Consider the following 14,262-nt stretch of genomic DNA (forward strand, 5'->3'; position numbering starts at 1 on the left):
TTATTTTATAATTGGCCGAAAGCCGAGGATGAAATTGATGGGAACAAGTAAACCAAGCGACCCAATTCAGCCGGACCGAACTTAAATTCAACCGCTGGCAGCAAGGTATTGATCACATCATCAGCCTGCGCACTCACTTCTGTAGCACCAACTAAATGATGTTCCTTATCAAAAATCAAACGATTATCACCTAACTTTTCTTTGCCGACCTGGCGATACCAATCATCAGGGATATGATGGCTTTCGATCGTATAATGCTCGGGATCAGCCGCAGCTGTTTCAGGACTCACACCGACTTCAGCTAATCTGGGCGATGTGAAAACAACTGATGGGATCGCTGGATACTTGATCGCTGCAGTTGTTTCGCCAGCAAACAGCTGCTTCAAATAAGTCGACTCAAAAATGGCAGTCGGCGTCAGCTTGGGCTGTGTCTTATCGATCACATCCCCAGAAGCATAAATATTGTCAATATTCGTCTGCAAATGATCGTTGACAATAATGCCGTGCGCATTATAGGCAACATCAACTTTATCCAAGCCGATATTCTCGATATTTGGAATACGGCCGGTCGCGTCTAAGACCCAGTCGCTAGCTAGTTCAAAGCCATCAGCAGCCTTGACAACAAAGGCATCATCTGCCTTTTCAAAAGAAGTGACAGCCGTGTTAAAAGCAAATTGAACACCGCGATCCTGCAGATCATCGACCACTATTTGTACAAAACTTTTATCAAACTTGCGCAAAGCACGATCGCCGTGTGTGACCACAGTCACTTCGGCGCCGGCAGCATTCGCTATCGTGGCAAATTCCAGCGCAATATAACCAGAACCGATAATCGCTAAACGCTTCGGCAATGTCGCTAAATTCATAAACTCACTGCTGTCATGAGCTAACTCACTGCCAGGAATATTTAAACGATGCGGATGCAAACCAGTTGCGAGGACAATTTTATCGGCTGTTTTAGCTTGGCCATCAACAAGAACCGTATGAGCATCTTGAAAACTGCCGTGACCGCTCAGGACATCGATGCCCACTGATTTAAGAAGTCCTGAAATAAAGTCTGGCAAACCACCAATAACCTCATCTTTGTGCGCAACATTTTTCTGCCAATTAATTGAAAGACTGCCATCAACGATCCCTTTTAAATCTTCAAATTGGCGCTGCAAAACAACAGGTGCATCCAGTGTGATCTTGGCATTACAGCCGCGGTTTGGGCAAGTGCCACCAATTAATCCCGACTCAACGATCGCCACTTTGAATCCCTTGGCAGCCAACGGAATCGCACCATCAAAGGTACCGTGGCCGCTTCCGATATAAAGAACATCGTAATCATATTGTTTAGTAGACATTGTAAATCCTCCAATTATTATTGATCTATAGTTTCTAGGTTACACCTGTTAAATAGCGCTTACAATAGATAAGCAGGCTAGTGAAAATCTTATTTTTACAAATACTTTGACTAATAAATCCCAAGCAAGTATGCTAGTCAAAAAGAGGAAAAAATCATGCAGAAAACCTTTCAATTTGACGATGATCTGACGGTCAATCGTCTTGGTTACGGTACCATGCAGCTGCCTGGAAAAGGCGTTTGGGGACCAGCGGCCGATCCAGCTGCTGCAGTCAAAGTCATTGATACGGCAATTGATCACGGCGTTAACTTCATTGATACAGCAGACGCTTACGGCCCTTTGTTTGCTAATCTCTATGTTAAAGAAGCTTTAAAACAGCGTCCGGATGCCAAAGTCATCGTAGCCACAAAAGTCGGCTTCACGCGTCAAGGACCTGACCAATGGACTGTGGTTGGCCGACCAGCCTATTTGAGACAGCAAGTCGAAGAAAATCTTTACACGCTTGGATTGGATCATATTGACCTGCTCCAGCTGCATCGCATTGATCCAGAGGTTGATTTAGCCGATCAAATCAATGTTCTCAAAGATATGCAGCGGGAAGGCAAAATCAAACATATCGGTCTGAGCCAAGTCTCGGTCAAACAAATTAAGGCGGTCCGCAAGATCGTGCCGATCGTATCAGTGCAAAATCGTTACAACTTGGTCGATCGTCATGACGAAGACGTTTTGGAATATGCGGAAAAGCATCATATTGCATTTATTCCTTGGTTTCCATTAGCCACTGGCAAATTGCTAGACAACAAAAAACTCGTCAAGTTGACAGAAAAGTACCACGCTAGTCCAGCTCAGTTAGCCTTGGCTTGGCTTCTGAAACGCTCAGAAGTCATTCTACCGATTCCAGGAAGTGCTAATTCCGAGCACGTGATCAACAATATTGCAGCTCAAGATATCGACTTGACTGATGAAGATTTCAAAAGCTTAAATAAATTAGGAAAATAACTTAAAAGCCCAGCTAAACAGCTGAGTTTTTTTATATTGAAAACAGTCCTATCGCTAAAGATTTCGATCCTTTTTAATTTTTTTGCATGTTGCCGTCAATAATTTCATAGACGCTGTCACACTTTTTGATCAATCTCGTATCGTGTGTCACCATGACAATTGCTTTTTGTCGTTTATGAGCTTCATCCGCCAAGCGCTGAACGACATCCAAAGAACGTTCCGTATCTAAGCTGGCCGTCGGTTCATCTGCTAAAATAACACTTGGATCATTATATAAAGCACGTGCGATTGCGACCCGCTGACGTTCGCCGCCAGATAGCTGATTGGGAAAAGAAGCAGATAGGTGATCTAAATCTAAATCAGTCAGGAATTGTTCGTAACGTTCTTTTCGAAAAGCACGGTGAGCTAATTTATCGACTAAAATAAACTGTTCTTGAACCGTTAAAAATGGCATTAAATTTGATGATTGCAATATAAAACCCACCTGCTGAAAACGATAAGATAAGCGCTGATTTTCGCTTTGCTGGTCAAGCTGTTGACCGTTTAACAGAACCCGCCCGCTAGTCGCCTGCTGCAGACCGGCTGCTATCGTTAAAAAAGTGCTCTTGCCTGACCCTGATGGCCCAATAACCGCCACAAATTCACCCCTAGCAGCTTGAAATGTCACATCATTCAAAGCCGTCACCAAGGTATGTCCCTGACCAAATTTTTTAAAAACATGATCCAATTCTAAAACTGCTGTCATCCGCTTTGCTCCTCTCAGCCAATCGAAATAACGGGGTCGATATTTTTAACGCTAGGCCATGACGCCAATCCACCGATGACAGCTGCCAAAAATAACGAAAGACTATCGATCAGCAGTTGACTTGTCTGGAAGTAAAAAGGGACTTGGCTAGGCAAACTGACAGCCATGATGATCGTCAAAATCAAGCTGATCACAACTGCTATCGCACTCATCAAAGCTGCTTGAAATAAAATGCTCGTCAAAATTTCCCGGTTGCTAATGCCTTGTACTTTCATGACAGCAAATAATTTGCGTTTTTGCAAAGTCAGAATGAACATAAAAATACCAACAATTGCCAGTGCAATAAAGAAGAGAAAATAGATCATGCCATTCAAAGTCGATTGTTGTGCCGTGTACCCTGGTAAATTATTAATAAAATCCGCGATTGATAATTTTTGCAGACCCTGATGCTGTGTCGTGGAAAAATGACTTTTCGTCGCCACGATCCCATTAATCAAATTTGAAGGGTTCGTGTTTTGACCTTTGATACGACTCATCGTTGATAAATTTGTGTAGACGGTCGGTACGATACTATAGGTGCTTTTTCCATAACTACCAACAATTTTCGTGGCTATTTTATCAGGCCCAAGCAAGATATGCTGGCCAATTTTGACACCTTGTGCAAGTAAATTTTGCGAAACGAGTACTTGATCGACAGCGGTAATTTGTTTGCCATGCAGTACTCGAGGCATGATCGTACTTTTATTCGAAGTCGCCAAGACACTGACATTGATTTTAGTAGTCTTGGACTGGAGAACTGCGGCATATACAGCTACCGCTGCCTTAGATCGAGCCTGCACTTTTTTTAAATCGCTCGTACTTAGCTGCGAGGCTGCCAAAACTTTATTCGCATTTTTATTCAGGTAAACTTCAGATGCCTGCCAATCGTCGATCGCTAAACGATTGCCTTGCGACAAACCCATGGCTAGTCCAGACAAGACAAAAACTACCAAAGCAATCAAGGCTAAAATACCCGTTAATAAGCTGTAGCGCAGTCGCTCATGCAGCATTTCTTTGATCGCTAAATACATAATCCGATGTGCTTAATTATAAATCTTATCGATAAGTGAAACATGGGTCTGAAAAAATGGCCTAATTGCTTATCAAACATCAATCTAGTTCGTCACTCATTTAGAACACTCACTTGTTTTCAAACCCACCGTCGTATATACTTAATATATACAAAGAGATACGGAGGAAAAACTAATGGTTGATACAATTATTGGGGCAGCCGTCAAAATCAGAAAGTCTGGCAACTCAAACATTCTGACAGTCCCTAAAGAAATTAAGCCACGAGCACAAACCTACCAAGTTTTCCAAGGTCGAGACGGCATGATCGTCTACGTCCCCACTCATCAAAATCCATTTAAAGACAAAAATTGGGTAGCCGCCCATCACAACATGATCCAGCCTGAAGAGATCGGGGGGCCTTTGCTTGGCACAGAACTCAGCGACTGAATTGGTTTTCGATCCCACTTATATTCCTGATCAGCAGGATCTGATTATTATTGATTTCGACCCATCTCGTGGCCGTGAGATTCAAAAGCGTCGCCCTGCATTAGTGATTAGTAATGCAGGCTATAGTCAAGTTACTGGATTAGTGGCTGTTTGTCCGATCACGCATGCACAGGCGAATCACCTGCATGAATATTTCGTTTTGGTCAACACAGATCGAGTGGACGGTTATATCAATCCCTTCCAGTTTTTCACTTTTGACTTTCGTCAACGTCAAGCGGTTAAAGTTGATTTGTTAGCCACCCCGACCTTTATTCAAGTCAAACAAGTCATCTTAGATGTTTTGGCTTAACCAGTCAGTGACTATTGCTATTTCAGAACAATTAAATGGATCTAGCTAAGAACAATAAGGAACATCTAATTGCCGCATTGCTAAGAGTGGCATGGATGTTTCATAAAAAAGACCTTGATTGGTCTTTTTTAAATTGATTTCATTTTAACTGTCATCATTATTAATCCATTTTGGTTAGTGAGAGTTAGATATATTCCTTGCTTAGCAAAGTCCTTATGCACCGCTCATTATGCAAAACGTGCAATTGTTGGCTGAATTAGTGATAATAAAAAATAAATTTAATGCTATCAAAAGTATAGCAAGCATCCAAATATAGCTCTGGGGTCATTCAATCGGGGGGTGTCGCCATTAATCTGACATACAACTGAAGCAGAAATTTTGGAATTTATATAATCACAAAGGGGTGTCACCCCATTAATCTGACATACAACTGAAGCGCGGTTCAAAGACTGCGATCAGTTTAATTCGGGTGTCACCCCATTAATCTGACATACAACTGAAGCGCGGTTCAAAGACTGCGATCAGTTTAATTCGGGTGTCACCCCATTAATCTGACATACAACTGAAGCGGACTGCGAAGACAATCGGCAAGAAATCACGGGTGTCACCCCATTAATCTGACATACAACTGAAGCGTATCGGTGTCTTCATCAAAGTCTGGTTCGGGGTGTCACCCCATTAATCTGACATACAACTGAAGCGCGGTCTAAGTCGTATTGAAGCCAGTGGCAGGGTGTCACCCCATTAATCTGACATACAACTGAAGCGCGGTCTAAGTCGTATTGAAGCCAGTGGCAGGGTGTCACCCCATTAATCTGACATACAACTGAAGCTAATAATACCAGCTGCGGGAATATTTAGTTGGGTGTCACCCCATTAATCTGACATACAACTGAAGCGCGATTGATGCGCTCCACCTCGCTGGTGTTGGGTGTCACCCCATTAATCTGACATACAACTGAAGCAGTATCAGCGAGCTTATACCGCTCTGTCATGGGTGTCACCCCATTAATCTGACATACAACTGAAGCATCAATGAAAACATGAAAACCCCTTACACTGGGTGTCACCCCATTAATCTGACATACAACTGAAGCCCATTCTGTGACTCCTTTTTAGCTTTTCTTGGGGTGTCACCCCATTAATCTGACATACAACTGAAGCGAACTCGGACTTGCTAAATCTTTTTTGTAAGGGTGTCACCCCATTAATCTGACATACAACTGAAGCTGGACGTCGAAAATGCACGCTGGCGTATCAGGGTGTCACCCCATTAATCTGACATACAACTGAAGCATGGTTACGATAACTTGTTGGCTGCCTTAGGGGTGTCACCCCATTAATCTGACATACAACTGAAGCGAATATCCGAGCTTCTCTATCACACTTGCGGGGTGTCACCCCATTAATCTGACATACAACTGAAGCATTTCAAACGAAGCCATCGCAGAATTGACAGGGTGTCACCCCATTAATCTGACATACAACTGAAGCGAGGGAGCTATTGGTAACTTGCAAGCCAACGGGTGTCACCCCATTAATCTGACATACAACTGAAGCATGGAATCAACGAAGAGCAAGCCCAAGAGGGGTGTCACCCCATTAATCTGACATACAACTGAAGCTTCATATCATCTATTAAATCACTATATAAAGGGTGTCACCCCATTAATCTGACATACAACTGAAGCTATCTGACGCTGTTGGTATACAAGTCACAAGGGTGTCACCCCATTAATCTGACATACAACTGAAGCCCAACTAATTGCTTTATTGATATTAGCAATGGGTGTCACCCCATTAATCTGACATACAACTGAAGCTGAAAGACGACTACGTTTACGGACAATTGGGGGTGTCACCCCATTAATCTGACATACAACTGAAGCAGACCACATGTTCGTACTCAAGCACAATAGGTTTAAAACTGTACGAAATCTTTATCAATAAAGTATGACTTGCTAGATTCATCAGATAACAGGACTCTTTCTTCTGAAAGTTCTACAGAAAGAACTTTCACCCCTTTTGCATTTAAAAAAGTTGACAGATAGTCAATCTGTTCTTTTTTTAAATAAAGATGTAAATTTGTCAAAACTAATAAGCGTGTATCGTGTAATTCACTCATAACGTTTACTATGTCATCGATTTTATCATAGGCGGAGCTTGCTTCTCCCGTATCCAAAGATAAATTTTGACTTTTAACCAGCATCGCCGTCGACCATTCATCAGAAATTTTAATGGGTAGATCATTACTAAAAATTATTTTATTAAGTTGCTGTTTGATCTGTCGATCTAGATCAAATAATTGTTTGGTAGTTTCATCACTTAAGTAGCTCAAAAACAAAGATTGAATTTTTTTAGCAAAAAAAGAGTTGGCTTCAAAGCCACCGGCAATATCACCAGCAAAAATAATTTCTTTCTCCAGTGATAATGGCTTGAAATCTGAACTCAGAACCAAATTATCATCCTGATTTTTAAGCATTTGTTCAAATTTCCAAAAAAATTGTATTGAATCTGTCGCAATAACAGTCAGTCCTTTGCCTAATTCAAAGGGGTCGAATGGATAAAAAGTCAAATTAATTGTCATATAACCACAACTTTATCATCAGAATTTCTGACATCGTCAATCTGTTCGCCAGCTAAAAATTTCATACTCGCATATTGCTTTTCCGTCACAATCAAAGTTTGGATAATACCTTCCTCAGGCGCAATACTGGATAATCTTTTTTCCATAAATTCTGCCGTTAATTTATTAGTCACAATACGTACATAAACACTTTCTTGAATCATTAAAAATCCTTCTTTGATCAGTTCTTTTCTAAACTGCCGATAATTACGTCGATCATTGCTAGTCAAAGTTGGAAGATCAAAAAATAGCATTAATCTCACTACTCGATACCTCATATTAAAATTTCCAAGCTAATAAGTGCGGCGTCGACTCATCCAAAAAAGAAACTGAATCTCGGACTATTTCGGTCATCGCATTACTGACAAGTGTTTCTTTGTCATTCAAAATAAATGAATGATTTAACACATCAATTAATTCAATTTTAATATTCTGATTCAGCATCTCAATTGCATGTTTATAAGCTATTTCATCCACAAACGGCCTAAAAACCTCAATTAAGTCTGAAGCAAGATTAAATTGATTTTCAATGCCCTTATGGTGAATACCCAAATTAGTAAAATAACCAGCCGCATTTATTTCTCTATTCATTGAAGAAAGCAAAACTGAATAACCATAATTTAGAATGCCATTGATATCATCCTCAGAATTTCGGCGCGTAAAACCATCCCCAAATAGTCTAGGGAAATACATTCTGGCTGCAACTGCTTCTCGATTATCGGAATCACCATTCTCTACCTGATTTGATAATTTGTAAATAGATTCACCATCTAAAGCAAGCTTGTTTAATAAGTTAGCTTGATTCCTAATTTTGCAAATTGTTATCTGCTGCCATAATAAATTCTTTTTTGTACTGGACCAAGAAATTTGGCTAAGTATGTGTCGATTACGATCGTGATTAGAATAATAAGGATCAATCTCACCAATTGGTGAAGAATGTTCATCCGTAAAAATAATTTTGACATTACTTTTAATGCACATCATGATTGCATATGATGTAATCGCAACACGTGTCGTACCAACAATTAAAATTTCAATATCATCTATAGGAATTTGTTTAATATCATCCAAAGTCTGAACAATTATCTGATTCATTTTAAAAGAAATTTTCGCTTGCTGTGTTACTAGAATTGAACGCCAAGCCATATTGCAAAGTCCCTTCGAATTGTGTTATATTCAATGCGTGGAATCAGTCATTCCATATTAGTGGGTGTCTCCCATTAATCTGACATACAGAATTGAAGTAACGCAAGGCTTCGGCCAAGCTTAACTGTTTCACGAAAGTGGTTCGGCCTTATGGCCAAATACATATAGTACCGTTCAGACGAAGGAATTATTCCTTCGTCTTTTTGTTCTTATAAAGATCAGTAACAGATATCGTTCTCGTAAAAAGACCAGTTGGTGATTGAAATATAAATTCCGCACCATCACTCAACTTGATACCACCCTGGCCATTGCCTTTAGTTTGAAGTGATGTCCAAGCCTTTTCTGTTTTGAAATACTTCTTTATCGGATCCCGGTATCCAGCATTATTTCCTAATATATAAATTAAGTCACTCAGCAACTTCTGTTGATCCGACAAATCTAGTTGCAAAAAATTATTTTTTAATGAACGCAAGTGGACTACATCTTTTGCATAAAAATTAAAGCGTTTTTCAACCGCCAATGAAGTTAAAGTATTAAATATTTTAGCTAAGGCATCTTTATTAGGTGATGTCGTAACCAAGTCTTTTCCGACTGTCTGATATATATCATTAGGCACCCAAAGCTCTTTTGCATTGTGTTTGTACTCAGATGAAGCCAAAAAGAATAAGGATCCATCCGATTCTCTCACGAGTTGCCCTAATTTGATCGAATCCAAAATAACCGTTTCGAATCCTTTGATTTTAAGTGACGATATATAGTCATAAACTGTTGTAGATTTTCTTTCAATTTGATTAGCAATTGCGAGTGGAATTTTAACAACAACATTACTATGGTCGTCTTTTTTATTAACTCTGACCAATGCAGAATAAGCCGATGTCGTCGAGCTAAATCCACCATAATATTGCGGATCTTTATCTCCTTTATACGGTACTAATTTTCTTTTAGTTTTGTCATGCAAAACACTTTTTATAGATAGTCTCGTTGTACAATTTACCATCATGAATGCCGCTCATACGAGTGACATTAATATTTTTATAATTCAAAACACGAAGCAGATACTGCTTATCAGTCTCGTTCCAGACAAGTTCCCCGGTTTCTTTGTTGATCCTATTCAGGTTGGAAGCAGAACGCATGCTGCCAACGATATAGCCGAAAGTATTCACACGTGCACTGTCATCTTTATGATCAACGCGAGATTTCTTCAGCCATTCCTTGGAATAATGGTCGAAATCGTTATACAAGAATACCTTGTCACTTTTAGGATTTCGACGTTCAATATATTTACCAACAGTTGAGATCATCAGCGCATCGAAGCCATGGTGAAAATCATTGATATCTCGATTCTTGTTCACATGCAAATAGCGGCGCATATCTGAAGTTTGCGCTGAACGAATTGCAACAGCTTTAACTTCACCTTTGTAATAAGTATCTATCAAACTAGCCACGTTTTTGATAATTTGCCTTGTTTCAACTAATTGTCTAGCAATAAAATGTTCTTTTTCATTCTCGGAAAAATCAGTTCCTCGTCTTGTCAGCCTCCTTAATTTCTCTTTACTCATAAAGCCTTGTTGAGCAAGGGATTGCCAAAAGGCCCTTTGTTTTTCTTGTACATCTTGCAGATAAAAGGGTGAATCAGTTTTTCTGGCATTTGACTCTTTATTAACAAGTACACGATTATCTAGTGAATCATCTTTGATATAAGCTTGTGGAATGATGTGATCAATATCATAATTTGCCGATATTTTATCGAGATCAATTGATTTGCCAGTGTACATATCCTTGCCTTGTTGAAGATAGTAAAGGAATAATTGATCATCTTGTAAGTGTTCTTTGGTTTCATTTTCTAGTTCACGACTAATTTCAGCTAATACACCAGATTTCTGGATAGTTTTATATAGTTTTTGAACTGCGGATAATCTTGAATTTTTTTGTGCTGAACCATGGTTTTCACGGGCAAATTCCAAATAGACCCTATCTGGTTTATTACCTATGGCTTTCTCTAAGTCATCTAATATTGCAAATGATTGCCGAATACCGCGCTTGATATCAGGCGCGCCAGCTAAATCATTTATCAAATCACCAATACTGCTGTCCTTTGCTTGAGCATTGTTTTCTTTTTCGATCCATTGCTTGGCACCCAACGTATCATCGGTGATAATTTCCATCAAGTTTTTATCACTGTCATATAACGACTCAAGAATGCTATGTTTTTGGTTTTCCAAATCATTTGTTAATTGGATCGAAACCATTCTAGTATTCAGCAACTTACTGGATAGTCTGCCCCAGCCTGTGTAATGAGTATTTGAAAGCTTGTCTATTTGTTCCTGAGTGAGGATAGCAATTTTGCTGAGATTGTGGTGTAGAACCTGCTTGTCTTCAAAAACAGTTTGCAATTCAATAATGTCTTCCAGAACTTTATTATTTACGGGATCATTCAAAAAATCATCCGTAAAATTCTTTTTTAGATCATGAAAACTTTTTAAAGAACTATTGAATTTCTTTTCATTACTAGAAAGTCCCGTAATCATGACTCTTTTGCCATACTGCGATTCTAAATAGTTAGAAATATCAGCAGCTGAAACATTTCTTTGCTGTTTAAAAATATGTTCATAAATATTTTGCTTATCAACGACTGATAGTCGAGAATACCTGCCGTTATTGTCGATTCTAATATTGTTAAGTTCCTGTAAAACATTGAATTTCTGATAACACAAAGAATTTTCAGCTAGTGTTTCTTCACCGATCAAATAGGTATCAGTTCCTGTCAGGCGTTTGATAAATTGTCCGCCTGAAGCATCTTTATCCACTTTTTCAGAAAAATTCCAAGGTGTTATGACGCCTGTTTCATCTTTTCTAATCATCCAATGGTTTGTACCGTCACCAGTCACCTTATCTTTTTCAACGAGTGGACCAACATAATAAGGAACACGAAATTTAGCTAAAGCAACTAGTTTGAACTGCGTTTTTCCTTCTTGCGTAAAAGTGTCCGCAAGAAAAGGATAGAATTTTGATTGTTTATTAATGATTTGTTCCAGTTCTTGAACATGCAATTGATTTGGCAACACACCGTTACGTTTTGTGCGCTGTTTTACTAAGAAAGTATCATTTTCTATTTTATTCAGTAAATCATTTTTTACAGAATCTGCAACAGAGGACTCACTAATAATTTTCTTAAAAGCTTCCCTGCCCTTTTTAATAATATCTTCGTCAGGAGAAATTATTAATGCATAAGCTCGCTTTATTTCTTTGCTATTACTCGAATTTCTGACCTGAGTTTTAATCGTTTCCCAATCGCGATGATAGTTGTCATAGGATCTGACCATCGCAGCGGAAATACTGTTTTCGTCTCCCAGAATGGATTTAAGCGTCAACCCATCATAGGCTTCTTTTAAGTTATCCAAAAATTCGTTCTCTTCTTCAGTAAGTTCGCCGCGAAGTCCTTCAATTTCATCGTCAATCGTTTCATCGGAAAAGAAAATTTTCCATTTTTTTAAATCATCTTTATTTTCAATTTCTTTATTAAATATTTTGGATAAATCAGCTTGATTACCCAGTATTGCTTTAAGAATGCTTTCCACACGAACGCGGTTATTTTTGCTATCAAAAGACATGGCTGCTTTCGCCGCATCTATTCGTTGACTATTATTTTTCAACTTTAAATTTGTGACTGCTTTTTCAAATTCAATTAAATCAGTGATCGATACAGCAAAATTATCATCACTCACATAGCTAATATAGTTATCTAAGCCATCAGAGAAATGTTTTGCATTAAAAGCATTTTCAGTATTAATTTTTTCAGCTGGGTTCAAAAAGTTACCACGATACTTAACAATATGATGAATCGCCAAATAAATCTCACGCAAATCGTGTTTAGAATCATCTATCACTAATTTTTGTCGTAAGTGGTAAATCGTAGGATAATCTAAATGAAATTGTTGGTCTTTTTCTTTTGACCCAAAAAGATATCCACCATAAAAATGGCTAGAATTCGCTTCATCATTTGGATTTACCCAAGAATACTTGAGACGCCGAATAAAATTCTCATCCATATCTGATAAAGTCGGAGTAAAGATTTCATTCAACAAGCCCAATCGCCAATGGCTGCGCTGGACTTGCGGTGTCTGTGCTTTTTGCCGATCTGGTCGCGAAAACCTGTGTCCCAATTCAATCTATACAGGCTGGGATCATGATGGCGGCTATGCTGAATATGCCACTGTCCCAGAAGCTTTTGCCTACAGAATCCCAGCTGCTTTTAAATCAAATACCGCTGCCCCGCTGCTTTGTGCCGGCATCATCGGTTACCGGGCTTACAAACAAGCTCAGCTGCCCGCGGGCGGCCGTCTAGGTCTTTACGGTTTTGGCGGTTCGGCTCATTTGACCGCTGAATTAGCCATTGCGCAAGGGATCGAAGTACATGTTTTCACTCGTGGTAAAGACGCACAAAATCTAGCTTTAGCGCTCGGAGCAGCGTCAGTTCAAGATACCTATGATCCATCCCCTGTCAAACTGGATTCGTCGATCATCTTTGCGCCGGTCGGAAACGCCGTGCCTATGGCATTGGAAAGTCTTGCTCCTACCGGTCGCTTAGTGATTGCCGGTATCCACTTGACTGATATTCCCAGTTTAAGTTATGACAGCCACATTTTTCACGAAAAAGTTCTCACTAGCGTTGAAAGCAACACACGTAAAGATGGTGAAGAGTTTTTAACTTTGGCCAGCCGTTTGAAAATTCATCCAAAAATTACAGAATACCCGCTCGATCAAGCCGACAAAGCACTGATCGATCTCTCCCACGGCGATGTCCAAGGCGCTAATGTGCTGCGGGTAAGCGAAGGATAAAAAAGCACTGGGTTCTGCCAGTACTTAAAATACAATGTTTTAAAAATTGACTAACTATTTTCTTGTTGATCGATATAAATCAACAATCTCACCAGCTAAGTCTCTGAAAGTTATCGCATTCATCACATGGTCCTGAGCATGAACCATTAATAAACTCATTTTGGCATGAATACCATTTGCTTCGTTAGTGAGCATCTGGGTTTGAGAATTATGGGCTTCCGTTAAAAATTGATCTGCCTCTTTAAGCTTTGCATCAGCTTTAGTGAAATCACCTGTTTTAGCAGCTTTTATAGCCTCAAAAGAAGCACCTTTAGAGTTGCCACCACTTATGATAAGCCCCATGATAACATCTTGATTTTCAAAGTCTTCTATCATGAATTCCTCTTTATCCAATATCTTTCAGTGCTTGAGTTAACACATTTTTGCCATTCATCAGGCCATAATCTTGCATATTAATTACTTCCACGGGAATAGTCAGCCTCCTTTGAAAATCACTTAATAGGTATTTAACCTGTGGCCCCAACATCAAAATATTTGGATGCTCTGAATCCAATTTATTTTGGGCATCCGAAGCAGAAGTAGCAAAAATACTAACTTCTTCTCCTATCGCTACGGCTGATTCTTGCATTTTTTTAACTAAAAGGCTTGTTGACATGCCAGCTGAACATACAAGCATAATTTTCTTAGTAGTCATTTAATTACCTCCACAATTTGT

At 39.3% G+C, this 14,262-nt stretch carries 14 protein-coding genes and 1 CRISPR repeat array; of the genes, 4 read left to right on the top strand and 10 right to left on the bottom strand.

The features are described from left to right. Nucleotides 1–5: 5 nt before the first annotated feature. Nucleotides 6–1,346: a dihydrolipoyl dehydrogenase family protein gene (locus tag DLJ48_RS00235; protein WP_128684862.1), complete on the bottom strand. Its 1,341-nt coding sequence runs from the start codon at nucleotides 1,344–1,346 to the stop codon at nucleotides 6–8. Between the two features lie 156 nt (nucleotides 1,347–1,502). Between DLJ48_RS00235 and DLJ48_RS00240 the strand changes: the two genes are divergently transcribed. After that, entirely contained in the window at nucleotides 1,503–2,345 is an 843-nt protein-coding gene (locus DLJ48_RS00240; RefSeq protein ID WP_128684864.1) for an aldo/keto reductase, read from the top strand. Between the two features lie 73 nt (nucleotides 2,346–2,418). On the opposite strand, the gene DLJ48_RS00245 is transcribed toward DLJ48_RS00240, so the two are convergent. Both DLJ48_RS00245 and DLJ48_RS00250 read right to left on the bottom strand, forming a co-directional pair. After that, the gene (locus DLJ48_RS00245) at nucleotides 2,419–3,090 is read right to left on the bottom strand and encodes an ABC transporter ATP-binding protein (protein ID WP_128684865.1); all 672 of its coding nucleotides are present in this window, start codon (nucleotides 3,088–3,090) and stop codon (nucleotides 2,419–2,421) included. A gap of 14 nt (nucleotides 3,091–3,104) precedes the next feature. Next, nucleotides 3,105–4,160, bottom strand: coding sequence for an ABC transporter permease (locus tag DLJ48_RS00250; protein WP_128684867.1), 1,056 nt, complete (start codon nucleotides 4,158–4,160; stop codon nucleotides 3,105–3,107). A gap of 175 nt (nucleotides 4,161–4,335) precedes the next feature. Here DLJ48_RS00250 and DLJ48_RS00255 point away from each other — a divergent pair, with 175 nt between their 5' ends. Both DLJ48_RS00255 and DLJ48_RS00260 read left to right on the top strand, forming a co-directional pair. Beyond that, nucleotides 4,336–4,587, top strand: coding sequence for an antitoxin of toxin-antitoxin stability system (locus DLJ48_RS00255; protein WP_128684869.1), 252 nt, complete (start codon nucleotides 4,336–4,338; stop codon nucleotides 4,585–4,587). After that, a complete protein-coding gene (locus DLJ48_RS00260; RefSeq protein WP_243148601.1) occupies nucleotides 4,565–4,936 on the top strand; it encodes a type II toxin-antitoxin system PemK/MazF family toxin in 372 nt (123 codons plus the stop codon). The genes DLJ48_RS00255 and DLJ48_RS00260 overlap by 23 nt, the downstream gene beginning before the upstream one ends. Nucleotides 4,937–5,271: 335 nt before the next feature. Then, nucleotides 5,272–6,825: direct repeats of the CRISPR family, unit length 36 nt; unit sequence GGGTGTCACCCCATTAATCTGACATACAACTGAAGC. A gap of 32 nt (nucleotides 6,826–6,857) precedes the next feature. On the opposite strand, the gene csn2 is transcribed toward DLJ48_RS00260, so the two are convergent. The 5 genes from csn2 to cas9 all read right to left on the bottom strand — a co-directional run bounded on the left by csn2 (nucleotide 6,858) and on the right by cas9 (nucleotide 12,871). Further along, nucleotides 6,858–7,523 (bottom strand): type II-A CRISPR-associated protein Csn2, encoded by a 666-nt coding sequence (gene csn2 / locus DLJ48_RS00265; RefSeq protein ID WP_128684871.1) that lies wholly within the window; start codon nucleotides 7,521–7,523, stop codon nucleotides 6,858–6,860. Then, on the bottom strand, nucleotides 7,520–7,840 hold the full coding sequence (gene cas2 / locus DLJ48_RS00270) for a CRISPR-associated endonuclease Cas2 (protein WP_128684873.1): 321 nt from the start codon (nucleotides 7,838–7,840) through the stop codon (nucleotides 7,520–7,522). The genes csn2 and cas2 overlap by 4 nt, the downstream gene beginning before the upstream one ends. Nucleotide 7,841: 1 nt before the next feature. Next, nucleotides 7,842–8,657: a type II CRISPR-associated endonuclease Cas1 gene (gene cas1 / locus DLJ48_RS00275; protein ID WP_243148602.1), complete on the bottom strand. Its 816-nt coding sequence runs from the start codon at nucleotides 8,655–8,657 to the stop codon at nucleotides 7,842–7,844. Nucleotides 8,658–8,895: 238 nt separating this feature from the next. Then, nucleotides 8,896–9,666 carry a Cas9 endonuclease PAM-interacting domain-containing protein gene (locus tag DLJ48_RS00280; RefSeq protein WP_161566088.1) on the bottom strand — a complete coding sequence of 257 codons (771 nt, stop codon included), beginning with the start codon at nucleotides 9,664–9,666 and terminating at the stop codon, nucleotides 8,896–8,898. Further along, on the bottom strand, nucleotides 9,659–12,871 hold the full coding sequence (gene cas9 / locus DLJ48_RS00285) for a type II CRISPR RNA-guided endonuclease Cas9 (protein WP_336622554.1): 3,213 nt from the start codon (nucleotides 12,869–12,871) through the stop codon (nucleotides 9,659–9,661). Before cas9 ends, DLJ48_RS00280 begins: the two co-directional genes overlap by 8 nt. Between cas9 and DLJ48_RS00290 the strand changes: the two genes are divergently transcribed. Then, nucleotides 12,756–13,547: a zinc-binding alcohol dehydrogenase family protein gene (locus tag DLJ48_RS00290; RefSeq protein ID WP_419776162.1), complete on the top strand. Its 792-nt coding sequence runs from the start codon at nucleotides 12,756–12,758 to the stop codon at nucleotides 13,545–13,547. The genes cas9 and DLJ48_RS00290 overlap by 116 nt on opposite strands. Nucleotides 13,548–13,601: 54 nt before the next feature. Here DLJ48_RS00290 and DLJ48_RS00295 read toward each other — a convergent pair whose 3' ends face one another. Together DLJ48_RS00295 and DLJ48_RS00300 are read right to left on the bottom strand one after the other, a co-directional pair. Beyond that, nucleotides 13,602–13,922, bottom strand: coding sequence for a PTS sugar transporter subunit IIA (locus DLJ48_RS00295; RefSeq protein WP_128684883.1), 321 nt, complete (start codon nucleotides 13,920–13,922; stop codon nucleotides 13,602–13,604). 10 nt (nucleotides 13,923–13,932) lie between these two features. Continuing rightward, complete coding sequence (locus DLJ48_RS00300) at nucleotides 13,933–14,241, bottom strand: PTS sugar transporter subunit IIB (RefSeq protein ID WP_128684885.1); 309 nt, start codon at nucleotides 14,239–14,241, stop codon at nucleotides 13,933–13,935. Between the last annotated feature and the right edge of the window lie 21 nt (nucleotides 14,242–14,262).

Source organism: Oenococcus sicerae, from assembly GCF_004102045.2.
Taxonomy (GTDB): domain Bacteria; phylum Bacillota; class Bacilli; order Lactobacillales; family Lactobacillaceae; genus Oenococcus; species Oenococcus sicerae.